Below are 26,862 nucleotides of genomic sequence, written 5' to 3'. Positions count from 1 at the left end.
AAATAGGTAATCTCTAATTTAGAACCTTTATTCAAATTAATTCAAACTACATGAGAAAACTAATTCTATTACTCTTCTTCTTTACATTGCATAGTTCATATGCACAGGAATATTTTCCTACAGATTCAGGAGTAAAAACAACCAAAAACACAGCATTTGCTTTTACAAATGCTACAATTTATGTAACTCCAACTGAGGTTTTAAAAAATGCTACTCTGCTTATTAAAGATGGTAAAGTTGATGCTGTTGGGAAAAACGTTAAAATACCAGAAGGTACAATTACAACTGATTTAGATGGTAAAACTATATATCCATCATTTATTGATGCCTATTCAAGTTTTGGAATTAGCAAACCAAAAAGAGCTACTAGCAGAACTAGAGGAACTCAATATGATGCATCTAGAGAAGGATATTATTGGAATGACCATATCAGACCAGATACCAATCCTATTTCAGCTTTTAAGTTTGATGGCAAAAAGGCTAAAGATTTGATTAATGCAGGTTTTGGAGTGGTAAACACACACATGCAAGATGGTATTATAAGAGGTAATGGTTTATTAATTGCATTAAATCCTAATGCCTCTGATGCCTACAGAATTTTAGATACCAAATCTGGTCAATACTTTTCGTTTAGTAAAAGTGTGCAATCAAGACAAGCTTACCCAAGTTCAAGAATGGGTGCAATGGCTTTATTACGTCAAACATATTTAGATGCAGATTGGTATGCTAAAGGCAACATGAAAAATAAAGACATGGCTTTAGAAGCTCTAAATGCTAATAAAAATCTAACTCAAATTTTTGAAACTGGTAATCATTTAGATGCTTTAAGAGCAGATAAAGTTGGAGATGAAATTGGAGTACAATTTACCATAGTTGGTTCTGGAGATGAGTATGAAAGAGTTAGCGACATCAAAGCTACAAATGCAAACTTTATTATTCCTATTAACTTTAGCAATGCATATGATGTTTCTAATCCTCTTTTAGCACAACAAATATCATTAAGAGATATGCGTAAGTGGAATCAAGAGCCATCTAACCTAAGTGTACTTTCTAAAAATGAAGTAAATTTTGCTCTAACTACACATGAGTTAAAATCAGTAAAATCTTTTCATAAAAATTTACAGAAAGCCATTAAATATGGTTTTGATGAAACAAAAGCGTTAGCAGCATTAACTACAGTGCCTGCTTCTATTTTAGGTAATTCATCTATTGGAAATTTAAAATCTGGTAGTCATGCAAACTTTATAATTACATCTGGTAATGTGTTTGATGCAAAAACAACCATTTACGAAAACTGGGTTCAAGGAGCTAAAAATATAGTTTCTGATATGACTATTAAAGATATTACAGGAGACTATATGTTATCTGTAAATAATAAAAATTATCAGTTATCAGTAACAGGTTCTGGTGCAAAACAAAAAGGTGCTATTAAACAAGGTGATAAAAAAATTAAATCTAAATTCTCTTTTAAAGATGATTGGATTGCAATCACTTTAAACGAAGATTCAGGTTATACAAGAATGATTGGTAAAGTAATCAACAGTTCTAATGTAATGCAAGGAACTGCTTTTGATACTGAAGGTAATGAAACAACTTGGTCTGCAAGTAAAAAAGTAGCCAATTCAAAAAAGTCTTCTAAAAACAAAAAAGGTGCAGATAACAATGCTCTAACTGTTATGCCTGTAAGTTATCCAAATATTGGTTTTGGTAATTATGTGCAACCAGAACAACAAACAATCTTAATTAAAAACGTTACAGTTTGGACAAGTGAAGATGCAGGAATTTTAGAAAATACAGACGTTTTACTAAAAGATGGTAAAATTGCGCAAATTGGTAAAGGATTAAAAGCAAGAAGAGCTTTAGAAATTGATGGAACAGGTAAACATTTAACTGCAGGTATTGTAGATGAGCATTCACATATTGCTGCATCATCAATTAATGAAGGAGCACAAAATTCTTCTGCTGAAGTTACAATAGAAGATGTTGTAGATCCAACAGATATCAATATCTATAGAAATATTTCTGGTGGTACAACTACTGCTCAGATTTTACATGGTTCTGCAAATCCTATTGGAGGTAGATCTGCAATCATCAAATTAAAATGGGGAGAAAATGCGGAAAGTATGATTTATGATGATACTCCTAAATTTATAAAATTTGCCTTAGGTGAAAATGTAAAACAATCTAGAAGTAGTAATGGAACTCGTTTTCCTCAAACTAGAATGGGTGTAGAACAAATGATTACAGATTACTTTACAAGAGCAAAAGAATATGATGCTTTAAAGAAAAGTGGACAGCCTTATAGAAAAGACCTAGAAATGGAAACATTAGCAGAGATCTTAAACAAAGAACGTTTTATTTCCTGTCACTCTTATGTTCAATCAGAAATTAATATGTTAATGAAAGTTGCAGATAAATTTGATTTTAACATTAACACCTTCACACATATTTTAGAAGGGTATAAAGTAGCAGATAAAATGGCTGAACATGGTGTAGGTGGTTCAACTTTCTCTGATTGGTGGGCTTACAAATACGAAGTAAATGATGCAATACCTTACAATGCTGCAATTATGCATAATGCAGGTGTAACTGTAGCAATTAATTCAGATGATAGAGAAATGTCTAGACGTTTAAATCAAGAAGCTGCTAAAACTGTAAAATATGGTGGAATGTCTGAATTAGATGCTTGGAAAACGGTAACCATTAACCCTGCTAAATTATTACACATAGATGATAAAGTTGGTAGTATAAAAGAAGGTAAAGATGCAGATGTTGTTCTTTGGAACAATCACCCAATGTCTATTTACGCAAAAGTAGAAAAAACAATTATTGATGGTAAAGTATTTTTTGATAGAGTTGAAGACGCTAAAAAGCGTTTGGCTATTAAAGAAGAAAAAAGTAAACTTATCAATATGATGTTGAATGAAAAGATGAATGGTGGTAAAACCAAAGTACCAATGAAAAGAGGAGATATCAACTTTCATTGTGATACTTTAGAAGAACTTAAAAACTAAGAACAGATGAAAAAAATAATATATAGTTTACTAGTATTTTTCTGTATAGGAAATATAGTAGCACAACAAACACCTGCAGACAAACAAAGTACAGCTATTTCTATAGAAGGTGCTACTGCACATTTAGGAAATGGAGAGGTAATTGAAAATTCTTTAATAATGTTTAATGAAGGTAAAATTACATTTGTAGGTTCTGCAATGATGAGAATTGCAAGAATGGGAACTGTAATTAATGCCACAGGAAAACACATTTATCCTGGTTTCATTGCTGCAAATGCATCTTTAGGTTTGGCTGAAATTGATGCTGTTAAAGCAAGTGTAGATGTAGATGAAATTGGTATTAACAACCCTCATATTAGAAGTTTAATAGCTTACAATGCAGAGAGTAAAGTTGTAGAATCTATGAGGCCAAATGGAGTTTTAATGGCTCAAATAACACCAAGAGGTGGCTCAATTTCTGGAACATCATCTATTGTACAATTAGATGCTTGGAATTGGGAAGATGCAGCAATTAAAGTAGATGATGCAATACATATGAATTGGCCTAGTAGTTTTACAAGAGGTAGATGGTGGTTAGGTGAAGATCCTGCATTAAAACCAGATACTAGATATGGAAAGAATACTGATGATATAAAAATGTATTTTGCAAATGCCAAAAATTATTTAGCAGGTCAGAAAAGTACAATTAATTTACCTTTTGAAGCAATGAAAGGTTTATTTGATGGTTCTCAAAGATTGTTTATTCATGTAAATGGTCAAAAAGAAATTACTGATGCCATTACTATTGCTAAAAGTGCTGGAGTTAAAAACATAGCTTTAGTGCATGCAGAAGGTGCAGAAAGTGTTACAGATCTATTAGTTAAAAACGATATTGGTGTAGTATTAGAAAGACCACATAGAAACCCAAATTCAGAAGATGATGCCTATGACTATACCTATACTATTGCTAAAACTTTAATGGATAAAGGTATTACTGTGGCAGTTGGTATGGAAGGTCAAATGGAAAGAATGAATACTAGAAATTTACCTTTTTATGCGGGTACATTCTCTGCACATGGCTTAGATAAAGAAGATGCTTTAAAAATGATTACTTCAAATAGTGCTAAAATATTAGGAATTTCTGATATGGTTGGTACTTTAGAAGTTGGCAAAGATGCTACTCTATTTATTTCTGAAGGTGATGCTTTAGATATGCGAACTAATATTTTATCAAAAGCCTTTATTCAAGGTAGAGATATTAGCTTAGAAACGCATCAAACAGAATTATGGAAACGTTATTCAAATAAATACAAATCTGAATAATTATCTCATTTATATAAAAAAGGCTCGCATTTTGCGAGCCTTTTTTTTTATTATAAAGTATAGGTTTAATCACAATTACTATATGATTGAGAGCCATCTTTGTTAAATCTTACCTTATTTACATGAACATAAACTGTATTCGATTCTTCTAAATATCTGTAATGTGTGTTTCTTTCTGTAGTATTTGCATTTAAATCTGTTCTATTTGTAGTTCTTTGAGATCTTCTAATAGCACTTCTTTGAGAATAAGGAACAATTTCAAAATTAAAGTAAATTTTATTGTTATATCTATTTCTAAACTGCACTAGCCATTCTGTTTTTGATGAATAACTATTTTTTTTTCGTTTAACTCTAAAATCTAATCCCCTAAAACAATCAGTTGTTTTCCAAGAGCCCCAACCATTTTGGTCAACACTTTCTTCTGACACGTCTAATTTTATAATAGACTCTTCTTTTTTAATTTCTGTAAAAGATAATAACGTTACAAATCCTACAAATAATACTACAACTAATTTCAATTTTTTCATAATATGTGTTTTTAATTATACACGAAATATTAGAAAATTAAAGCTTGAAAACAATACTCACAATTAGGTATATTTGTACTAATGAAACAAATTACCAGTTCACAAAATTCATATATAAAACGTCTTTTAAAACTTCAAGAAAAAGCTAGAGAAAGAAAAAAGCTAGGTTTGTTTATAATTGAAGGTTTGCGCGAAATTTCTTTAGCAATAAAAGCAAATTATAAATTTGAAACCGTTTTATTTAATAGCCATTTAATCAGCCAAACTGAAGTTGAAGATATTTTTAAAAATACAACTGAATTAATTGAAATTTCTAAAGAAGTATATGAAAAGTTAGCTTATAGAAACTCGACAGAAGGAATAATTGCTGTAGCACAATCTAAAAACTTTTCATTAAATGAAATAAAATTTAAAAACTATAATCCATTAGTAATAATTGCAGAAGGTCTAGAAAAACCTGGTAATATTGGTGCTTTACTAAGAACTGCAGATGCAGCAAATGTAGATGCAGTATTTATTGCAAATCCAAAATCTGATTTATACAATTCTAATATTATTAGGTCTAGTGTGGGTTGTGTATTTACAAATCAAATTGCAGTTGGTACCTCAGAAGAAATTATTACCTTTCTAAAAGAAAATAATATTTCTATATATGCAGCTACTTTACAAAACTCAAATGAATATCATTTAGAAGATTACACACAGCCAACAGCCATTGCTGTAGGTACAGAAGCAACAGGTTTAACCACTGTTTGGAGAGATGAAGCAACACAAAATATAAACATTCCAATGCAAGGTAAAATAGATTCTATGAATGTTTCAGTGGCAGCTGCAATTGTTGTTTTTGAAGCAAAAAGACAAAGAGACTTTAAATAATATAATTATGAAAATACTAGGAATAGATGTAGGTGGTTCAGGAATTAAAGCTGCAGTTGTTAATACAAAAACAGGAGAATTAATTACGGAAAGGCATAGAATTCCTACTCCTAAACCAGCCACTCCAGAAGCTGTAGCAGAAGTTATTAAAAAAATGACTGAACATTTTAATTGGACCAAAGCTGTTGGTTGTAGTTTTCCTACAACTATTGTAGATGGTAAATGTATTCATTCAGGAAACTTAAGTAAAGATTGGTTAAATGTTAAGGTTGATAAACTTTTTAGAAAAGCAACCAAATTACCCTTTTATATTAGTAATGATGCAGATTTAGCAGGTGTTGCAGAAGTAAATTTAGGTGCAGGTAAAAAAGAAAAAGGAGTAACCATTGTTATAACAATTGGTACAGGAATTGGCTCTGGTTTATTCTTTAATAAAAAATTAATTCCAAATTTAGAATTGGGCAAACTTTTACATTCAAATGGAGAAATCATAGAATTTTATGCTGCTGATTCTATCAGAAAAAAAGAAGGATTGTCTTTAAAAGAATGGGCACTTCGTTTTGATGAGTTATTAGAGTATACCAGAGTTGTATTTTCTCCAAGTTTGATAATTTTAGGAGGAGGAATCAGTAAAAAATATGATGATTTTAAGCAATATTTAGGTACTGATGTACCAATTAAAGTAGCCAAATTTAAAAATAATGCAGGTATTATAGGTGCAGCAATGTATGCCAATAAAAGACTTAAAGATTAATGCAACCCACTACTCTATTCTATATACTAATTGCTATAATTATTATCAGTTTTCTAATTGATAAACTATTGGATATTTTAAATACGAAGCATTTTGATGATAAAATACCAGAAAAATTAGCTGATGTTTACGATGAAGAAGAATACCAAAAATCACAGGAATACAAAAAAACAAATGCGCAGTTTTCTAATATAACATCAACATTTTCAATAGTTTTAACAATAAGCTTTTTCTTTTTAGATGGTTTTAAATATGTAGATCACTTTGCAAGAAGTTTTACAAATCATCCAATTTTAGTAGCTCTAATTTTCTTTGGTGTTATTTTAATTGGTTCAGATATATTAACTACACCTTTCGAATATTATAAGACTTTTGTAATAGAAGAAAAATTCGGTTTTAATAAATCAACAAAAAAAACGTTTTGGTTAGACAAATTGAAAGGCTGGGTAATGTCTATAGTACTAGGTGGTGTAATCTTATCTCTCATAATATGGTTTTACGAATTTACAGGACCTAGTTTTTGGATATATGCCTGGGCTTTAGTTGCTGTTTTTTCACTATTTATGAATATGTTTTATGCAAAACTTATTGTGCCCTTATTTAATAAACAAACCCCTTTAGCAGATGGAGAATTAAAGTTTGCTATAGAGGAATATGCCAAGAAAGTTGGTTTTACCCTAAATAATATTTTTGTTATTGATGGCTCTAAACGTTCCACAAAAGCAAATGCCTATTTTTCAGGTTTCGGTTCTCAAAAAAGAATTACACTTTTTGATACACTTATTAATGATTTAGAAACAGAAGAAATTGTGGCTGTTTTAGCTCATGAAGTAGGTCATTATAAAAAGAAACATATTATATTTAATTTAGTTTCTTCTATTTTATTAACTGGGTTAACACTATATATTTTATCTCTGTTTGTAAATTCTCCAATCCTTTCAGAATCATTAGGTGTTAAAATACCTAGTTTTCATATTGGTCTAATTGCATTCGGAATTTTATATTCACCTATTTCTGAAATCACAAGCTTATTCATGAATTTCATGTCTCGTAAATTTGAATATCAAGCAGATGATTATGCAAAAAACACTTTTAAAGCAAAGCCATTAATTACTTCATTAAAAAAATTATCTAAAAATAGTTTAAGTAATTTAACTCCACATCCTGCTTATGTTTTTATGCATTATTCACATCCTACTTTATTAGAAAGAGTTAAAAATTTAGAATCTTAAATGTTTGCTCGTTAACCTAGGTTTTCCTAAATTCACTTAGATTTTAAATCTTTTAAAATATTTATGGAGTATACAGCAACCATAGAAGAAGAAAATAAAGAAATTGCAAATCGATACAAAGATTTACTAAAAGGTACTTATGAAGTTCTATCTAAAGAAGATAAAGAATTAATAAGAAAGGCCTTTGATATTGCTGTAGATGCACATTCTAAACAACGAAGAAAAACTGGTGAACCTTATATTTTTCATCCAATTGCTGTAGCAAAAATTGTTGCTATGGAAATTGGTTTAGGTGCCACCTCTATTGCAGCAGCTCTGTTACATGATGTTGTAGAAGATACAGACTACACTTTAGATGACATGGAGCAATTGTTTGGTGAAACCATTGCTAGAATTGTAAATGGACTTACCAAAATATCTCGTTTAAATAAAGAACAAGATGCATCTATACAAGCTGAGAACTTTAGAAAAATGCTACTTACACTTCATGATGATGTAAGAGTAATTCTCATAAAAATTGCAGACAGATTACATAACATGCAAACTATGGATGCAATGCCTGGTTACAAGCAGGTTAAAATTGCTTCAGAAACATTATACATTTATGCTCCTTTAGCCCATAGATTAGGCTTATACAATATAAAAACTGAATTAGAAGATTTAGGTTTAAAATACACAGAACCAGATGTTTTTAATAGTATTGTTGCTAAAATTAAGGAAAGTAAAGAAGAACAGCTAGATTACTTAAAGCGTTTTGAAAATACTCTAAAAAGTGGTTTAGATAAAGAAAATTTTACCTACGAAATTAAGGGTAGATTTAAATCTATCTTTTCTATTCGTAGAAAAATGCAAAAGCAAAATGTAACTTTTGAAGAGGTTTTTGATAAGTATGCCATTCGTATTATTTTTAAACCAATTTCTAAAGATGAAAAACACGATGCTTGGAAAATATATTCCATAGTTACAGATAATTTTAGACCAAATCCTGCACGTTTACGAGATTGGATTTCACAGCCAAAATCTACAGGATATGAAGCGTTGCATATTACAGTTATAGGACCAGATGCTCAATGGGTAGAGGTTCAAATTCGTTCTGAAAGAATGAATGAAATTGCAGAAAAAGGATATGCAGCCCACTTTAAATACAAACAAGGTGATGAAAGCGAAAGTGGTTTAGATGGCTGGCTAAATAGATTAAAAGAAACCTTAGAAAACCAGAATTTAAATGCAGTAGACTTTGTAGAAGATTTTAAGTTAAACCTTTATGCTAAAGAGATTTACGTATTTACACCTAAAGGAGATTTAAAGTCTTTACCAAAAGATGCATCAGCTTTGGATTTTGCGTTTTCTATACATACAGATGTAGGTTTAAAATGTAGAGGTGCAAAAGTAAATGGTAAATTAGTTCCATTAAGTTATACCCTAAGAAGTGGAGATCAAATCGAGGTAATTACCAGTTCTACCAATAAACCAAATGCTAGATGGTTAGATTTTGTTATTACAGCTAGAGCAAAAACTAAAATTAGAGCTGCATTAAAAGAGGAAGAAAAACTAATTGCTGAAGAAGGTAAAGCAATCTTAAAACGTAAATTAAGACACCTAAAAATTTCTTTTAATGAGAAAACTATAAATGAACTTGTAAATTATTTTAAGTTAAGAACAAGTTTTGATTTATATTATAGAATTGGTAATGGAGCCATAGATAATACACAATTAAAAGCTTTTGTATCACAAAGAAATAGTACCATTTTAAATTTCTTTAAAACCAAATTAAGAAGAAACGCTTCTCCTACTGAAAATACAGAAGGTGCAGAAGAAATTACACATAAATATGATGCTTTAGTATTTGGTAAAGAAGAAGAAAAATTAGATTATACTTTGTCTAAATGTTGTAACCCAATTCCTGGAGATCAAGTATTTGGTTTTTTAACCATTAATGATGGTATAAAAGTACATAAAAAGAATTGTCCAAATGCAATTTCTTTACAATCCAATTATGCATACAGAATTATGCAAGCTAAATGGATAGATTCTACTAAACAAGATTTTAAAGTGGTTTTACATATTAATGGTGTAGACTCTTCAGGTATTGTAAATGAAGTAACCAAAATTATTTCAAGTAATATGGGTGTATTTATTCACAGTATAAATATTTCTGGAGATGAAGGTGTTTTTGATGGTAAAATATCACTTAGTGTAAAGAATAGTGCACAATTAAAAAAATTAATGAATCGAATTCAAAAGGTTGAAGGTGTAAAAAAAGTAGAACGTGTTAATAGAATGTAAATATCATTTCTATAAAAGTATATTTTTATTCAGAAATAACTGTAAATTTGTTTTTTCGTAAAAATTAAATCCATGAATAATTCTCTTGAAAATCAAGAAGTAGTTAAAAAAGTTTTTACCTCATACCTACAAGAGCATAAACACAGAAAAACTCCTGAACGTTATGCAATCTTACAAGAAATTTACGATGCAGATGAGCATTTTGATATAGAATCACTCTACATCAAAATGAAAAATAAGAACTACAGAGTAAGTAGAGCTACACTTTATAATACAATAGATTTACTTTTAGACTGTGGTTTAGTGCGTAAACATCAATTTGATGGGCAAACCATGGCACGTTATGAAAAGAGTTATTTTGATAAAAATCACGATCATGTAATTTTTACAGATTCTGGAGATGTAAAAGAATTTTGCGATCCACGAATACAGATTATCAAAAAAACCATAGAAGATATATTTGAAATTGATATCCACAATCATTCCTTATATTTTTACGGTACAAAAAAGAAAGACACAAACAACTTATCATAAATTAAATTTAAAGATTTAACAATTACAATTACAAAATGGCAGTAGATTTATTATTAGGATTACAATGGGGTGATGAAGGAAAAGGGAAAATTGTTGATGTATTAACCCAAAACTACGACATTATTGCACGTTTTCAAGGTGGGCCAAATGCTGGACATACTTTAATTTTTGATGGATTTAAACACGTTTTACATACAATACCTTCTGGTATTTTTCATAAAACAGCTTTAAATGTTGTTGGTAATGGAGTTGTAATAGACCCAGTTATCTTTAAAAAAGAATTAGAAAATTTAGACAAACACAATATAGTTTATACTTCTAAACTTTTAATTTCTAGAAAAGCACATTTAATTTTACCAACTCACAGATTGTTAGATGCAGCTTCAGAAACTTCTAAAGGTAAAGCCAAAATTGGTTCTACTTTAAAAGGTATTGGACCAACTTACATGGACAAAACTGGTAGAAATGGAATGAGAGTTGGAGATTTAGAATTAGACAACTGGAAAGATAAATATGATGCTTTAACAGAAAAGCACATTAAAATGCTTGAATTCTTTGATGTTCAAATAGATTATAATTTAGATGAATTAGAAGCTGAATTTTGTAAAGGAATAGACAAGTTAAGAACACTTCAATTCATTGATAGTGAAGAGTTTTTAAATCAAGCTATAAAAGATAAAAAAACCATCTTAGCTGAAGGTGCACAAGGTTCTTTACTAGATATTGACTTTGGTACATATCCATTTGTAACATCATCTAATACAACTGCTGCAGGTGCATGTACAGGTTTAGGTGTTGCTCCAAATAGAATTGGAGATGTTTTCGGAATTTTTAAAGCATACACAACAAGAGTTGGTTCTGGTCCTTTTCCAACTGAATTATTTGATGAAGATGGAGCAACAATGGCAAGAGTTGGGCATGAGTTTGGTGCAACAACAGGTAGACCAAGAAGATGTGGTTGGTTAGATTTAGTAGCTTTAAAATATGCAGTGGATGTAAATGGAGTTACTCAATTAATGATGATGAAAGGTGATGTTCTTTCAGGTTTTGACACCTTAAAAGTATGTACATCTTACAATTATAAAGGTGAAGAAATTACACATTTACCTTACAATATAGAGCCAGAAAATGTTTCTGTAAACTATTCTGAATTTAAAGGTTGGGCCGATGATTTAACAAAAATGACATCAGAAGATCAACTACCTCAAAATTTATTAGATTATGTAGCTTTCATAGAGAAAGAAACTGGAGTTCCTGTAAAAATTGTTTCTGTAGGTCCAGATAGAAAACAAACAATTACAAGATAGTTTTATCTTAAAATTAAGAACTTGAGGTATTCTTTTCATTATTTTTGTCGCAAAACAAATCTTTTGAAAAGAATACTTTTTTTATGCCTTTGTCTTTCTTCTATCATCACTTTTTCTCAAGAGAAAAAAAAGATTATTATAGAAAACGCAGAAATTCAATATGCAGATGAAGAAAAAACACCTGGAGCTACTATCCTACTTGGAAATGTTCGCATAAAACATGATGGCATAAATCTAACTTGTCAGCAGGCTTTATTCTACAAAAAAGAAAACTTTTTTAAAGCTATTGGTAATGTACTTATAAAACAAGGAGATACCATTACTCAAACTAGCGATTATGCAGATTATGATGCTAATGCAAAGCAAGCACTTTCTTGGGGTAATGTAGTTTTGAAAGATCCTACAATGACACTTACCACAGACACATTACAGTTTGATAGAATCAATCAAAAATTGTATTACCAAGATTATGCAACTATTAGAGACGTTACAAATACACTTAAAAGTAAAAACGGTAACTATTATTTAGAAAACAAAAAATTTACAGCTACTACAAGAGTTACAGTTGTAAATCCTGAGCACAATTTAGCTTCAAATCATTTAGATTATTACACCAATTCTGGCTTAGCCTATTTGTATGGACCATCAACCATAACAAATACACAAAACGAAAATAGGTTATATTCAGAAAGAGGTTTTTACAATACAAAAACAGATATTTCCTATTTTACAAAAAATGCAAAACTCTTTTTAAAGGAAAGAACTGTAGAAGGTGACAGCTTGTATTATGATAAAAACAAAGGGTTTGCATCTGCCACAAACAACATAAAAGTAATTGATACTGTTCAAAATTTTATTTCGAAAGGAAATTATGCTGAGTTATTTGAAAAAAAAGATTCTCTTTTTATTATAAAAAGAGCTGTAGCTATATCTATTATAGATAAAGATTCTATGTTTATACATGGAGACACATTATTAGTTACAGGAAAACCAAAAAAACGTGTAATTAGAACTTATCATAATGTAAAAATTTACAAATCTGATTTACAGGGAAAATGTGACTCTATATATACCAACCAAGAAACTGGTTATACAAAAATGTATAGAAGTCCTGTAATTTGGTCTGATCAAAACCAAATTACAGGAGATAGTATTTACTTACAATCAAATGTAGAAACAGAAAAATTAGATTCTTTAAAAGTATTTAATAATGCTTTTATAGTATCTAAAGATTCCTTGGCTAAAGAAGATTACAACCAAATAAAAGGTAGAAATATGTTTGGTAAATTCGATGCTAATAAACTAAAATTTCTTTTGGTTAAAGGTAATGCAGAGTCTATTTACTTTAATAGAAATGCAGAAACCCAAGTTTTAGAAACAATTACTAAAGAAGTTTCAAGCAATATTGAATTTACTTTAGACAAAGGACAAATTCAATCTATTAAATACCTTAAAAGTTCTGATGGTAAAACCTACCCTCCTTCTGAATTAGATTTAGAAGGAAGAAAAATTAAGGGATTTATTTGGAGAGAAGATGAACAGCCTAAAAGCAAAAATGATATCTTCATTAAAGATGGAAATGAAAATAAAGCACCTTTAAAAAAGAAAGCTTTAGAAAAACCCTCTTTATTCATTGATGAAAAAACAAAGGATAAAAAAAAGGGAAAAAAGAAAACTGCAATATCTATTATTGGCCAATAATTTGAAATCAGATTTTTACAAATATCAAGCACAGACATCTCCTCACCCATTAGCAATAGAAATTTCTCATGCAAATGGTTCTTACATTTATGATACCAATAACAAAGCTCATTTAGATTTTGTTGCAGGAGTTTCTGCAAATAGTTTGGGTCATAATCACCCTAAAGTTAATGATGCAATTAAAGATCAGTTAGATGCATACACACATGTTATGGTTTATGGAGAATTTATTCAACAGCCACAAGTGTCATTATGCAAAAAATTAGCCTCTACTCTACCTGAATCATTACAATCTGTATATATTACCAATTCTGGAACAGAAGCTACAGAAGGCGCTTTAAAACTCGCTAAAAGAGTAACAGGAAGATCAGAAATAATTGCTGCTAAAAACTCTTATCATGGAAACACACAAGGATCTATGAGTGTTTCTGGAGTTGAAAAACAAAATGCGGCTTTTCGACCATTAATACCTGGTATAAAATTTATCGCTTTCAATTGTAATTTTTGTTTAAAACAAATCACAAATAAAACTGCAGCTGTTATTTTAGAAACTATTCAAGGAGGTGCTGGTTTTATAGAACCTTACTCTAATTATTTGGCAAATGTAAAAGCTAAATGTGATGAAGTTGGAGCACTTTTAATTTTGGATGAAATTCAAACAGGAATTGGTAGAACAGGTAAATTCTGGGGATTTGAAAATTATAATGTTACTCCTGATATTATTATTACAGGAAAAGGTTTAGGAGGTGGAATGCCTATTGGTGCTTTTATTGCATCTCAAGAGAGAATGAGTTTGCTGAAAGACAACCCTAAACTAGGACATATATCTACATTTGCTGGTCATCCAGTAATTGCTGCAGCTGCTAATGCTACTATAGATGTTATTTTAGAAAATAATTTAGTTTCAGAAAGTTTACACAGAGAGAAAATTATTAGAGAACAACTAAAACATTCAGCTATTTTAGAGATAAGAGGCAAAGGTTTAATGTTAGCTGCAATTGTTGATACTCCAGAATTAGCAGCAAAAATAATTATGAAATGTTTAGATAAAGGTCTTATTCTATTTTTCTTATTATTTGAAGGTAGAGCAATGAGAATTACTCCACCTTTAACTATTTCAGAAAAAGAATTAATAAAAGGTTGCCAAATTATAGTTGATTCTATAGAAGAATGCATTTAAATAAAAAGTAGCTTTTAAATCTTTCTGATTCTTTTATTTTTGCAAAATGAATCAACAGCAACAAAACACCAAAAAACTTCAGAAATCTGTAGCTCAGGCAATAAAACAATACTCTATGATTGAAGATGGAGATAAAATTATGGTTTGTTTATCAGGTGGAAAAGACAGCTATACCATGTTAGATATGTTGCTGTACTTTCAAAAAGTAGCTCCTATTCATTTTGATTTAGTTGCTGTTAATTTAGATCAGAAACAACCAGGTTTTCCTGAAGAAGTGTTGCCTAATTATTTAAGTGAACTTCAAGTAGCATATAAAATTATTGAAAAAAACACCTACAAAGTAGTTATGGATAAAACTCCTGAAGGCAAAACCACTTGCAGTCTTTGTTCTCGATTACGTAGAGGAACTTTATACGAAGCAGCAAAAGATTTAGGATGCAATAAGTTAGCTTTAGGTCATCATAAAAACGATATTTTAGAAACGTTCTTTCTTAACTTTTTCTTTTCTGGAAAGTTAGAAACAATGCCTCCTAAATTTAAAAATGATGCTGGAGATTTAGTAATTTTAAGACCACTAGCTTTTTGTAGTGAAACTGATATAGAAATGTTTTCTAATTATAGAAATTATCCAATTATACCATGTAATTTATGTGGTTCTCAAGAAAACTTACAACGTAAAAAGGTAAAAGAAATGATTTCTAATTGGGAGCAAGAATTCCCTAATAGAAATGCAATTATGATGAATGCTCTACAAAATGTTTCTCCTTCTCATTTATTAGATACAGAACTGTATGATTTTAATAGTTTGGAGAACAAACAAAATGAGACTACTCTAATTAGCTAATTCAACCTTAGTAGCTATCAACCTTAAAGTTAACCTATTAAATCTGATAAATAGTAAAATTGAAGCTGTAGTTAAGCCTGCTAACAAACCTAACCAAATACCAAAACTACCATACATTTCTTCAGATCCTAAATAGTAAGAAACAGGAAAACCAACACACCAATAAGAAATAAAAGTTAGTATTGTTGGTATTTTTACATCTTGTAAACCACGTAAAGCGCCTAAAACAACTACTTGTATACTGTCTGAAATTTGAAAAAATGCTGCTGCAATTAAAAGCTTAGATGCTATAGAAATAACTTCCATATTGTCTGCATAGTTAAGCTCATCACCCAAATCTACATAAATGGTTGGCATAACTTTATGAAAGATAAAAAATAGAATTGCAAAGATGGTTGCAAAAATCATCCCTAGTAAAAAGATTGAGAATGCTATTCTTCTTAACTCTTTAAAATTTTGCAATCCTTTTTGATTACCTACTCTTATCATAGACGCAACACTTAAACCCATAGCTACCATAAATGTCATAGATGATAAATTCAATGCAATTTGGTTTGCTGCTTGTGGATTTTTACCTAAAAGACCACTAAGCCAAATAGCTGCAGTAAATATGGCTACTTCAAAAAACATTTGCATTGCACTTAAAGAACCCAAATTTATTATTTTCTTAATCATTAGAATATCTAAAACAAAGAATTTTAGATTACTCATAATTCGTTTTGATCTTTTCTTATAGCTTAATAAGAGCCACAAATAAATAACCATAATAATTCTTGAGGCTAATGTTCCATAAGCTGCACCAACAATACCTAATTCTGGAAAGCCAAACTTCCCAAAAATGAATAAATAGTTTAAAACTACATTTACAATATTTGCAATTAAAGTAGCGTACATTGGGTATTTAGTCATAGACATTCCATCACTAAACTGTTTTATTGCTTGGAAAACAATCAATGGAATTAAAGAGAATGCAACCAAATCTAAATAAGGTATTGCTAGTGCAACTACTTCTTCTGGTTGTTGCATTAAATACATTAGTGGTTTGGCAAAAAACACCATTAAAAAAAGTAATATTCCTAAAACAGTACATAAGAATAATCCATTTTTAAAAGTAGATCTAGCTTGCTGTAAGTTGTTAGATGAATCAGCTTCTGCAATTAAAGGAGTTATTGCTGTAGAAAAACCTATACCAATAGACATAGCAATAAACATAAAGCTATTTCCTAAAGACACAGCAGCCAATTCTGCAGTTCCTAACTGCCCAACCATAATATTATCTATAAAAGCTACAAATGTATGACCCAGCATTCCTAACATTACAGGTGCTGCAAGCTTCCAATTATATTTAAATTCTGATGTATATTGAGCTAAATTCACTAAAGGACTTCTATTTTAGTTCGCGAAGATACATATTAGAAATGCATTTTTTTAAGGAGAACTTCACAGTTTTAAAATAATAGTATCAATAAAATTAATTACTTTTGAATAAACTAAATTTACAAAAATGGCAGGAATAACATTAGGAGGAAATCCTATAAATACAATAGGAAATTTACCAAAGGTTGGTGAGAAAGCATTGGATTTTAAATTAAAAACAGTTGAGCTAAAAGAAAAATCTTTGGCAGATTATGCTGGTAAAAACATTATTCTAAACATATTTCCTAGTGTAGATACAGGCGTTTGTGCACAATCTGTAAGAGAATTTAACAAAAAAGCCTCAGAATTAGAAAATACTGTTGTGCTTTGTATTTCTAGAGATTTACCTTTTGCACAAGCTCGTTTTTGTGGAGCTGAAGGTATAGAGAATGTAGAAATGCTTTCTGATTTTGAAGATGGTTCTTTTGGTAAAGATTATCAAGTTACCATATCTGATAGTGCATTTAAAAACTTACACTCAAGAGCTATTGTAATTATTGATACAGAAGGTAAAATAGCGTATACAGAGCAAGTTTCTGAAATTGGTTCAGAACCTAATTATACAACTGCTTTAGAGGCTTTATAATATGAAAAACCCAAAAGATGGTTTTTTAAGAGGTAGAATTAGAAGCCTAAAATTTGCTTTTAAAGGTCTTTGGATTTTAGTTACATCTGAAGATAGTATTAAAGCACAATTATTTATAGCATTTATAGCTACAATTCTTGGTTTTGTTTTTAATATATCTCCTTTAGAATGGGGAATTCAATTTTTAGCAATAGGTTTAGTTTTGGTAGCAGAAGCTGCAAACTCAGCTGTAGAAGAGATTGCTGACTTTATTCATCCAGAATTTCATGAAAAAATAGGTAAAATAAAAGATATTGCTGCAGGTGCTCCAACATTTGCAGCTTTAATATCTTTAATTATTGCATCTATTATTTATGTGCCTAAAATAGCACTGTTATTTTAAGCAAATATGTATATTTACCCTTTAAAAATTCTTAATTTTTAATGGCCAGATCAAAACAAACCAAAACAAAAACATCGAAATCTAAAGAAGAAAAAACACCAGTTTTTGCTTTTTTAAAAACAAGACAAACTCAAAATATATTAGGTTTGTTTCTAATCTTGTTTTCGGTCTTTTTATGTATTGCCTTCATTTCATTCTTTTTTAATTGGCAAGCAGATCAAAGTACTTTAAACCATTTAACAGATAAAACTGTAAAAAGCAATAATTTATTAGGTAAGATTGGCGCTAATTTAAGTCACTTTTTTATTTATAAAGGTTTTGGTTTAGCTGCTTTCTTTATTGTTTATCAAATATTTATCACAGGCTTTTACATTTTAATTAAAAGAAAATTTGCTAAGATTATTATTTCTTGGAATTGGGGTCTATTGTCAATGGTTTGGTTATCTATTACCCTAGGTTTTCTGCATCAGAAATATGCCTTACTTTCAGGTATTGTAGGTTTTGAGATTAATAATTATCTACAAACATTTCTAGGTAAAACAGGTTTAGCTATAGTTTTGGTCTTCTTATTTTTTACATATATCATTATACGCTATAAAGTTACTATTGATACCTACTTAGAAAACTGGAAAGCACAAAGAGCTGAAAGACAAGAAAATGCAGAAAAGGAAGCCATAGAAATTTCCTCTGCTGAAGAAGTAGAAAAGGTTAAAGAAATACCTTTAGAAAATAAAGAAGAAAAGAAATCTGAGTTTGAGCTTTCTTTAGAGAATTTACAGCCTACCATTAGTAAACATTCTGATGTAAATAAAAAAGAGACAATCACCTTAAAAATTGAGGAAGAACCAAAGATAGAACCAGTACTTGTTGAAGAAACAGTTGAAGATAAAAACGATTTAGACATAAATGTTGAAATCTCTGAAGAAGAAGAACATTCTACAGAAAATTTATCTGATAAAATTTTAAAAGATTTTGGTGAATTTGATCCTACTCTAGAATTATCTAATTTTCGTTTTCCAACCTTTAATTTATTAAAGCAATACAATGAAAGTATTTCTATTGATCCTGAAGAATTAGAAGCTAACAAAAATAGGATTGTAGAAACGCTTAAAAACTATAAAATAGGTATTGCAGAAATTAAAGCTACAGTTGGGCCAACAATTACGTTATATGAAATTGTTCCTGAAGCAGGAATTCGTATCTCTAAAATAAAGAACTTAGAAGATGATATTGCTTTATCCTTATCAGCTTTAGGAATACGTATTATTGCTCCTATTCCAGGAAAAGGTACAATTGGTATAGAAGTTCCAAATAAAAAATCTACAATAGTATCTATGCATTCTGCAATTTCTTCTAAGAAGTTTCAAGAATCACAAATGGAATTACCAATTGGTTTAGGTAAAACCATTTCTAATGAAACCTTTGTAGTTGATTTGGCTAAAATGCCACACTTATTAATGGCAGGTGCTACAGGTCAAGGTAAATCTGTAGGTTTAAATGCGGTTTTAACTTCTCTTTTATATAAAAAGCATCCAGCAGAAGTAAAATTTGTATTGGTAGATCCTAAAAAAGTTGAACTTACTTTATTTAATAAAATAGAGCGTCATTATTTAGCCAAGTTACCAGACTCTGAAGAAGCCATTATTACTGATACTACTAAAGTTGTACATACTTTAAATTCATTGTGTATTGAGATGGATAATCGTTACGATTTATTAAAATCGGCAATGGTTAGAAATATTAAAGAATACAATCAGAAGTTTAAGAAACGAAAATTAAATCCTAATGATGGTCATCAATTCTTACCTTATATAGTTTTAGTAATTGATGAATTTGCAGATTTAATTATGACTGCAGGTAAAGAAGTAGAAACGCCTATTGCAAGATTAGCTCAATTAGCTAGAGCTATTGGTATACATTTAATTGTAGCCACTCAAAGACCTTCTGTAAATGTAATTACAGGTATAATCAAAGCAAATTTTCCTGCAAGAATAGCTTTTAGAGTAACCTCTAAAATAGATTCAAGAACTATTTTAGATGCTGGTGGTGCAGACCAATTAATTGGACGTGGAGATTTATTATATACCAATGGAAATTCTATTACAAGAATACAATGTGCATTTGTAGACACTCCAGAAGTAGAAAAAATTACAGATTTTATTGGATCACAAAAAGCATATGCAGAAGCGCATTTATTACCTGAATATGTAGATGATGAAAGTGGCACAAGTATTGATGTTGATATAGCAGATAGAGATAAATTGTTTAAAGAAGCAGCAGAAATTATTATTACAGCACAACAAGGTTCTGCATCTTTATTACAGAGAAAATTAAAACTAGGTTACAATAGAGCTGGTAGATTAATAGATCAATTAGAAGCAGCAGGAATTGTAGGTGGTTTTGAGGGTAGTAAAGCAAGACAAGTTTTGGTACCAGATTTTATGGCTCTTGAACAATTATTAGAAAACGAAAAAAAACAATAGCATTTTGCTTAAACAAAATGAGAATTAAACAAAACATGAGAAAATTCGTAGTATTATTTTTTAGCTTGTTTCTAACAAGTTTAACTTTTTCACAAAACTCTTTAGAAGCTAAAACGTTGTTAGATGAAGTTTCTTCAAAAATGTCAGCCTATGACAATATGTTTATAGGTTTTAGTCAGACATTAAGTAATGAAGAAGCAGGTATTGAAGAAGGAGATGAACCACCAATTAGAGGTGAAATTAACTTAAAAGGAGAAAAGTACAGTTTAATGTATCTTGGAAATCGTTTTATTTATGATGGTAAAAAGTTATATGTAATTAATAACGAAGAAAAAGAAATTTCAACTTCAGAAGGAGATATGGATGCAGATGATGGTTTTATTTATCCTTCTAAATTATTAAGTTTTTACAAAGAAGGTTATAATTTTGAGATGGGAAAACTTGTAAATTTGAAAGGAAGAAAAATTCAATTTGTAACTTTAAATCCAATTGATAGTGATTCAGATATCATTAAAGTTGAATTGGGTGTAGATGCAAAAACAAAGCACATTTATAAATTAATTCAGACTGGTTCTAATGGAGCAAAGACAAGTTTTACAATTACTTCATTTAAAAGTAATCAACCACTTTCAGACAGTTTCTTTACGTTTGATAGAGAGAAATATCTAAAACAAAAATACACGATTGATTAATTATTTCAATTAACAGAAAATTAGTAGCATCTTAATTATTAAGATGCTATTTTTGTTTTTTTATGAAGATTTTAGATAAATACATCTTAAAGAGCTTTCTAGTTCCATTTATAGCTACCTTTCTTATAGTACTTTTTGTACTGGTAATGCAAGCTTTATGGCAAGCCTTCGAAAACATTGCTGGTAAAGGGATTAGTGTTATTTTTATCCTTAAATTTTTATACTACACAACTTTAATGATAATACCACAAGCACTACCAATTGGTGTGCTATTATCATCTATAATGGCTTTAGGTAATCTTGGTGAAAACTATGAGTTTGCAGCAGCAAAATCAGCAGGAGTTTCTTTACAAAGATTAGTAAGACCTATTGGAATTTTAGCAATCGCTTTAAGTGGTCTAAACTTTCTTTTTTTAAACAATGTTTTTCCCTATGCCAATCAAAAACAGCGAAATCTATATTTAAACATTAAAAAGAAAAAACCAGCTTTAGCATTAGTACCTGGAAGTTTTAATGCAGATATTCCTGGTTATCAAATAAAATTTGATGAAAAATATGGAGAAGAAGAAAATCTTCTTAAGAAAGTATTAATCTATGATTTAACTAGTAATAGAGGAAATCAAAAGGTTATAACTGCAGAAAGTGGAAAAATAGTTACTGAAGAAGGAAGTAGATACATGACTTTCATTTTATACAATGGTAATTATTATGAAGAACACGTTAAAACTGCAAGAACAACTTTAAAACGTAAAAAAATGGCAGCCTCTAGTGCCACTTTTAAGGAGTATGAGTTTAATATTGATATAGGAGATACTTTAGATGAAGGCCAATTAGACTCTATAAATTCAGCAACATTACCAATGATGCTCACTTTAGAAGAAATTAAAGATACTATACCTAAGTTAAAAATTAATTACGATGAAGTTTTAGAATTAAGAGCTAAAAACATTTATATAAGCACTTATGCTAAAGATTTATATAAATATCCTGATTCTTTAGTAAACAAAAGTTTAGACAGTATTACTATAGATAATTTCGAATTACAAGAAAAAATTACAATATTAAACTCAGCATTAACAAAATCTACTAGAGTTGTAAGTACACTAAATAATAATTTAGATAGTATAAAATGGAATCGAAAAATGGTAAACTTTTATGATACAGAATATTATAATAGAGTTGCCTTTTCTTTATCTTGTGTAATTCTATTTTTTATAGGTGCTCCTTTAGGTTCTATTATAAGAAAAGGAGGATTTGGTTTACCAATGATTTTAGCAATTGCAGTGTATGTATTGTACTTCTTTACAAATACTTTTGGTAAAAATCTAGCAGAAGAAAGTTCAATATCTTCAATGTTAGGTTCTTGGATATCAGCCATTTTAATGATTCCATTTGCAATTTTACTAACAAACAGAGCCACAAAAGATAAGGGAATATTCAATTTGAATTCTTTCTTACAACCAGTAACTAATTTTTTCAAAAAAATACTACCTAAAAAAGGTAATTAGATATGACAACAAAACCAGCAAATCAAACGCAGTTAAATACTATTGAAGAAGCAATAAATGATATCAGAAATGGTAAAGTTATTATTGTTGTTGATGATGAGAATAGAGAAAATGAAGGTGACTTTTTAGCAGCTGCAGAAAAAGTAACTCCAGAAATGGTAAACTTTATGGCTACTCATGGTAGAGGGTTAATTTGTACACCATTAACAGAAAAGCGTTGTAAAGAGCTTGAGTTAGGAATGATGGTGAATAACAACACAGATCCTATGGAAACTGCATTTACAGTTTCTGTAGATTTAAGAGGAAAAGGTGTTACAACAGGTATTTCTGCTTCAGATAGAGCTTTAACCATAAATGCTTTAATAGACAAAGACACTAAACCTTTCGATTTGGCCAGACCAGGTCATATTTTTCCTTTAAAAGCAAAAGAAGGTGGAGTTTTAAGAAGAACAGGTCATACAGAAGCAGCTATAGATTTTGCAAGATTAGCAGGTTTACAACCAGCAGGAGTTATTGTAGAAATCATGAATGAGGATGGAACAATGGCGCGTTTACCACAACTTTTAAAGGTTGCTGAAAAGTTTGATATTAAGATAGTTTCTATTGAAGATTTAGTAGCCTATAGAATGGAACACGATTCTTTAATAGAGAAAAAAGAAGATTTTGAAATTGAAACACGTTTTGGTAAATTTCGTTTAAGAGCCTACCAACAAACAACTAATAATCAAGTACATATTGCTTTAACAAAAGGTTCTTGGACTAATGAAGATGGAGTTCTAACAAGAATAAATTCAACATTGGTAAACAATGATATTCTAGGAACATTGACAAATAATGCAGATAAAAAATTAGACCAAATGTTTCAGGTTGTAAATGATGAAGGTAAAGGAGCCATTCTTTTTATCAATCAACAAAATCAATCTAAAAACTTATTAAGCAGATTAAATATTCTGAAGGAAAATCAGAAAAAAGGAGAGCTTAAAGCACCTGCAATTGCTATGGATCAAAGAGATTTTGGTATTGGAGCTCAAATTTTGCACGATTTAAATATCAGCAAATTAAAACTATTAACTAACAATCAACAAGCGAAAAGAGTTGGTATGATTGGGTATGGTTTAGAAATTGTAGATTATGTAACGTATTAATAAAAAAGGGGATAATTTAAATTATCCCTTTTTATTTTATTCTTTTAGCTTACCTCCTATTTTAAATAATAGCAATTTTACCAAGTTCTAATTCAACTGGCTTTTTGTCCTTTTCAAATAATCTTGCAGTATAATTACCTTTTAACGAAATATTATTAGCATTCACCTCTAGCCAACTACCTTCTCTTAAACCTAAAACTGGAGTTTCATTAAAAGCGTGAAATTCTTTAATTCTAGTTTCTCGAGTTTCACCCATATGTGTATTTCCTTCAATAGGATCTAAATAATGAGCATTGATATTAAAAGAAATACAACCCAATGTTTTAAAACTTGGTGGATAAACAATTGGCATATCATTAGTGTTTTTCATGTTTACTCCACAAATATTACTACCAGCACTTGTACCCAAATAAGGTGTACCTTGTTCTAAAACTTCTTTTAAAGTTTCTAGTACATCATTTTTATATAATTGATTTACCAATTCAAAAGTATTTCCTCCACCAGTAAAAATACCTTCAGCATTTTTTATTGCTTCTTTGGCATTTTTAAATTCATGAATTCCTTTTACATCAATTCCAATAGAGCCAAATGCTTCTTGTGCTATAGCTGTATAAGTATCATAGGTTATTCCACTTGGTCTTGCATAAGGTATAAATAAAATTGTTTTTGCTTCCTTAAAAAATGATTTTAAGGTTGGTAATAAATACTCAAGGTACTTGCCTCCATAAATTGTAGATGTACTTGCAATGATCATTTTCTTCATACTTCAAAAATAAGTCAATTTTTATGGATTCCAATTCTTAAAATCATCACAAAAAACAACTGAATTAAAGCCCGTTAACAAAAGTTTATAAATGTCTTAATAGAATTTTAAGAGGTCTTAAGGTTTCTTTGTTTCAATGAAAAATCAACTACTACTCTACTTTTTATTTATATCTGTTGTTTCCTTTAGTCAAAAAAAACAGAATATCATATCTGGAACTATATTGTTTCAAAATGAGGTAATTGCTGATGTGCATATTATCAACAAAAACACAAATCAAGGTTCTGCTTCCAATGATTTAGGAACCTTTGAAATTCCTGTTTCAATCAATGATACTTTGTTTGTATCTCACATCAACCTTCAAAAAAAAGAACTCATAATTACTCCAGAAATTTTTAAGAGTAAATCAGTTATAATTCATTTAGAAGAAAAAATTAATGAATTGAATGAAATTACCTTTGAAAGATCTACAGGTATTTTTTATGTTGATAAGCAATATGTTAAACCACCAACTGTAAATGCTAAAACACTTAATCTACCTTATGCTAATACAGTTGCAAAGAAAGATGAAAGCATAGTAAGTCTTCAATCTGGAGCTGCAATAAATTTAGAAAATTTAATAGGTGCTCTAAATGGAAGCAATAGAAGAAAAAAAATGCTAAAGAAATTAACCTATGAAGATCAAATGTTAGCAAAAATTAGAAAGCATTATACAGATGATTTCTTTATTACTGATTTAAATATTAAACAAGATGAAATCAATGTATTCTTAAACTACTGTTTCAAAAAAAATGTCATCAATTTATTTAAGAAAGATGATAAAATTAAAGTGACTGCAATATTAATGAGAGAGAGTAAAACATTTCCACAAAAGAATAAAACTGAAATTACCCTACTTCAAAAAAATTGATTTTTATAAAAATTGTATCAAAATATTGCGTAATTTTCAAGTTATATAAAAGAACATCACTAGCCTATTAACTCTATGAAAAGAATATTACTATTTTCTTTACTAATGCTATCAGTAGTGTTTACAGCACATTCACAAAAGAAGAGATATATTATTACTGGTAAAGTCACTGATTCTTTAGGTGCAATTAAAAATGCAAATATTATTAACTTAAATACATATCAAGGTACTTTTTCTAGTGATGAAGGTTTGTATAGAATTTTTGTTTCTGAAGGAGATACTTTAAGAGTTTCTTCTATACAATACAAAGGAAAAAAAGTCTATATATCAGAAGAAATTATTGATAAAAGAGAGTTAGATATTAAACTAAAAACCAATGTTTATACCTTAGATGAATTTGAGTTAAAAAGAAACAATTTATTAGGTAGATTGGGTATAGATACTAAAGATGTTCCAAGAGATGTACAAGATTCTTTATTAAATAAAGTAATGGATTTCTCTAACGTTAATTTTAAAGAGAAAGATTTTACTATAGATGAAATTTCTAAAGCCAAACCTCCATTAGTAAATACAATGGAAGGTGCAATGCCAATGGCTGGTGCTGGAGCCAAAATTGGTATGCCTTTTAAACATTCTGAACGCTTATGGGCATTAAGAAATAAGTTGAATCAAAAAAGACAGTTTCCTTATAAAATAATGTCAGAATTAGGAGAAAAGTTTTTCTTTGATGAATTAAAAATTCCTATTGATAATTACTTCCACTTTTTAGAATACTGTAACCCTTTAGGAATAGAAGATTTACACAAAGAAAATAGAATGTTAGAGCTAATAAAAATATTAAGAGCAGAAAGCATATCTTACCTTAAACTCATAAAAAAAGAGTAATTTGGCTCAATAATTGTTTTTACATTTTTATGAAATTAAAAATACACCTACTATTATTAGTAGCCCTGCCACTATTATCATTTACTGCACATAAATACTATTTAAGTTTAACTCAAATAAATTACAAGAGCGAAGCTAAAGCAGTACAAATTATTATCAATGTTTTTATGGATGATATAGAGCTTGCTCTGAATAAAGATTATAATATCGATTTGCAATTAACTACCAAAAGAGAATTAGAAAATAACGATATTTATTTCGAAAAATATTTAAAAAATAAACTGAATTTTAAAGTTGATGGTAAAGCAAAAAACTTTAATTATCTTGGCAAAGAATATGATGGAGATTTAGTGTTTTTTTATTTAGAGATTGAAAACATCAATGAAGTCAAATCAATTGATGTCTCTAATCAATTACTTCTCGAACATTTTCCAGAACAACAGAACCTTATCAAGTCTAAAGTAGGTAAGAAAAATAAAAGTGTTTTACTTACAAAAGACGAAAGTTCTACCCTATTAAAATTTTAACTTAACAA

General features: G+C 29.4%; 23 protein-coding genes. 20 read left to right on the top strand and 3 right to left on the bottom strand.

Going from position 1 to position 26,862, the window contains the following annotated elements:
* Positions 1-50: 50 nt before the first annotated feature.
* Positions 51-3,014 (top strand): amidohydrolase family protein, encoded by a 2,964-nt coding sequence (locus LPB302_RS02160; RefSeq protein ID WP_053974705.1) that lies wholly within the window; start codon positions 51-53, stop codon positions 3,012-3,014.
* 6 nt (positions 3,015-3,020) lie between these two features.
* Positions 3,021-4,316, top strand: a complete 1,296-nt coding sequence (locus tag LPB302_RS02155) for an amidohydrolase family protein (protein WP_053974704.1) — start codon at positions 3,021-3,023, stop codon at positions 4,314-4,316.
* 65 nt (positions 4,317-4,381) lie between these two features.
* Here the strand turns inward: LPB302_RS02155 and LPB302_RS02150 are convergent, their stop codons facing one another.
* Positions 4,382-4,843 carry a hypothetical protein gene (locus tag LPB302_RS02150; RefSeq protein WP_053974703.1) on the bottom strand — a complete coding sequence of 154 codons (462 nt, stop codon included), beginning with the start codon at positions 4,841-4,843 and terminating at the stop codon, positions 4,382-4,384.
* Between the two features lie 81 nt (positions 4,844-4,924).
* Between LPB302_RS02150 and LPB302_RS02145 the strand changes: the two genes are divergently transcribed.
* The 9 genes from LPB302_RS02145 to ttcA all read left to right on the top strand — a co-directional run bounded on the left by LPB302_RS02145 (position 4,925) and on the right by ttcA (position 15,557).
* Positions 4,925-5,719 carry a TrmH family RNA methyltransferase gene (locus LPB302_RS02145; protein WP_053974702.1) on the top strand — a complete coding sequence of 265 codons (795 nt, stop codon included), beginning with the start codon at positions 4,925-4,927 and terminating at the stop codon, positions 5,717-5,719.
* A 7-nt stretch (positions 5,720-5,726) separates the two neighbouring features.
* The gene (gene ppgK / locus LPB302_RS02140) at positions 5,727-6,473 is read left to right on the top strand and encodes a polyphosphate--glucose phosphotransferase (protein ID WP_053975349.1); all 747 of its coding nucleotides are present in this window, start codon (positions 5,727-5,729) and stop codon (positions 6,471-6,473) included.
* The gene (locus tag LPB302_RS02135; RefSeq protein WP_053974701.1) at positions 6,473-7,705 is read left to right on the top strand and encodes a M48 family metallopeptidase; all 1,233 of its coding nucleotides are present in this window, start codon (positions 6,473-6,475) and stop codon (positions 7,703-7,705) included. The genes ppgK and LPB302_RS02135 overlap by 1 nt, the downstream gene beginning before the upstream one ends.
* A gap of 63 nt (positions 7,706-7,768) precedes the next feature.
* A complete protein-coding gene (locus LPB302_RS02130; RefSeq protein ID WP_053974700.1) occupies positions 7,769-9,991 on the top strand; it encodes a RelA/SpoT family protein in 2,223 nt (740 codons plus the stop codon).
* Between the two features lie 72 nt (positions 9,992-10,063).
* Complete coding sequence (locus LPB302_RS02125; RefSeq protein ID WP_053974699.1) at positions 10,064-10,525, top strand: Fur family transcriptional regulator; 462 nt, start codon at positions 10,064-10,066, stop codon at positions 10,523-10,525.
* A gap of 35 nt (positions 10,526-10,560) precedes the next feature.
* The gene (locus LPB302_RS02120; RefSeq protein WP_053974698.1) at positions 10,561-11,832 is read left to right on the top strand and encodes an adenylosuccinate synthase; all 1,272 of its coding nucleotides are present in this window, start codon (positions 10,561-10,563) and stop codon (positions 11,830-11,832) included.
* 63 nt (positions 11,833-11,895) lie between these two features.
* The gene (locus LPB302_RS02115; protein WP_231658732.1) at positions 11,896-13,533 is read left to right on the top strand and encodes an OstA-like protein; all 1,638 of its coding nucleotides are present in this window, start codon (positions 11,896-11,898) and stop codon (positions 13,531-13,533) included.
* Between the two features lies 1 nt (position 13,534).
* Positions 13,535-14,713 (top strand): aspartate aminotransferase family protein, encoded by a 1,179-nt coding sequence (locus LPB302_RS02110; protein WP_231658731.1) that lies wholly within the window; start codon positions 13,535-13,537, stop codon positions 14,711-14,713.
* Between the two features lie 46 nt (positions 14,714-14,759).
* Positions 14,760-15,557 (top strand): tRNA 2-thiocytidine(32) synthetase TtcA, encoded by a 798-nt coding sequence (gene ttcA / locus LPB302_RS02105; RefSeq protein WP_053974696.1) that lies wholly within the window; start codon positions 14,760-14,762, stop codon positions 15,555-15,557.
* On the opposite strand, the gene LPB302_RS02100 is transcribed toward ttcA, so the two are convergent.
* Positions 15,546-16,934 carry an MATE family efflux transporter gene (locus LPB302_RS02100; RefSeq protein WP_053974695.1) on the bottom strand — a complete coding sequence of 463 codons (1,389 nt, stop codon included), beginning with the start codon at positions 16,932-16,934 and terminating at the stop codon, positions 15,546-15,548. The genes ttcA and LPB302_RS02100 overlap by 12 nt on opposite strands.
* Positions 16,935-17,061: 127 nt before the next feature.
* Here LPB302_RS02100 and tpx point away from each other — a divergent pair, with 127 nt between their 5' ends.
* The 6 genes from tpx to ribB all read left to right on the top strand — a co-directional run bounded on the left by tpx (position 17,062) and on the right by ribB (position 23,769).
* Positions 17,062-17,559: a thiol peroxidase gene (gene tpx, locus LPB302_RS02095; protein WP_053974694.1), complete on the top strand. Its 498-nt coding sequence runs from the start codon at positions 17,062-17,064 to the stop codon at positions 17,557-17,559.
* Between the two features lies 1 nt (position 17,560).
* Positions 17,561-17,941, top strand: coding sequence for a diacylglycerol kinase family protein (locus tag LPB302_RS02090; protein ID WP_053974693.1), 381 nt, complete (start codon positions 17,561-17,563; stop codon positions 17,939-17,941).
* A 41-nt stretch (positions 17,942-17,982) separates the two neighbouring features.
* Positions 17,983-20,424 carry a DNA translocase FtsK gene (locus tag LPB302_RS02085; RefSeq protein ID WP_053974692.1) on the top strand — a complete coding sequence of 814 codons (2,442 nt, stop codon included), beginning with the start codon at positions 17,983-17,985 and terminating at the stop codon, positions 20,422-20,424.
* 35 nt (positions 20,425-20,459) lie between these two features.
* A complete protein-coding gene (gene lolA1, locus LPB302_RS02080; protein ID WP_053975347.1) occupies positions 20,460-21,116 on the top strand; it encodes an outer membrane lipoprotein periplasmic chaperone LolA1 in 657 nt (218 codons plus the stop codon).
* Positions 21,117-21,178: 62 nt separating this feature from the next.
* Positions 21,179-22,624 carry an LptF/LptG family permease gene (locus tag LPB302_RS02075; protein ID WP_053974691.1) on the top strand — a complete coding sequence of 482 codons (1,446 nt, stop codon included), beginning with the start codon at positions 21,179-21,181 and terminating at the stop codon, positions 22,622-22,624.
* A 2-nt stretch (positions 22,625-22,626) separates the two neighbouring features.
* Positions 22,627-23,769 carry a 3,4-dihydroxy-2-butanone-4-phosphate synthase gene (gene ribB / locus LPB302_RS02070; protein ID WP_053974690.1) on the top strand — a complete coding sequence of 381 codons (1,143 nt, stop codon included), beginning with the start codon at positions 22,627-22,629 and terminating at the stop codon, positions 23,767-23,769.
* 61 nt (positions 23,770-23,830) lie between these two features.
* Here the strand turns inward: ribB and pepE are convergent, their stop codons facing one another.
* On the bottom strand, positions 23,831-24,532 hold the full coding sequence (pepE, locus tag LPB302_RS02065) for a dipeptidase PepE (protein WP_053974689.1): 702 nt from the start codon (positions 24,530-24,532) through the stop codon (positions 23,831-23,833).
* Between the two features lie 136 nt (positions 24,533-24,668).
* Between pepE and LPB302_RS02060 the strand changes: the two genes are divergently transcribed.
* The 3 genes from LPB302_RS02060 (at position 24,669) to LPB302_RS02050 (ending at position 26,854) form a co-directional block, all read left to right on the top strand.
* Complete coding sequence (locus LPB302_RS02060; RefSeq protein WP_053974688.1) at positions 24,669-25,442, top strand: BamP family beta-assembly machinery protein; 774 nt, start codon at positions 24,669-24,671, stop codon at positions 25,440-25,442.
* A 75-nt stretch (positions 25,443-25,517) separates the two neighbouring features.
* The gene (locus tag LPB302_RS02055; protein WP_053974687.1) at positions 25,518-26,327 is read left to right on the top strand and encodes a carboxypeptidase-like regulatory domain-containing protein; all 810 of its coding nucleotides are present in this window, start codon (positions 25,518-25,520) and stop codon (positions 26,325-26,327) included.
* A 29-nt stretch (positions 26,328-26,356) separates the two neighbouring features.
* Positions 26,357-26,854 carry a DUF6702 family protein gene (locus LPB302_RS02050; RefSeq protein WP_053974686.1) on the top strand — a complete coding sequence of 166 codons (498 nt, stop codon included), beginning with the start codon at positions 26,357-26,359 and terminating at the stop codon, positions 26,852-26,854.
* The last annotated feature ends 8 nt before the right edge of the window (positions 26,855-26,862 follow it).

The organism is Polaribacter dokdonensis (assembly GCF_024362345.1).
GTDB lineage: Bacteria > Bacteroidota > Bacteroidia > Flavobacteriales > Flavobacteriaceae > Polaribacter > Polaribacter dokdonensis.
Note: the sequence above shows the minus strand (reverse complement) of the source record. Positions and strands in the feature narration are given on the sequence as shown.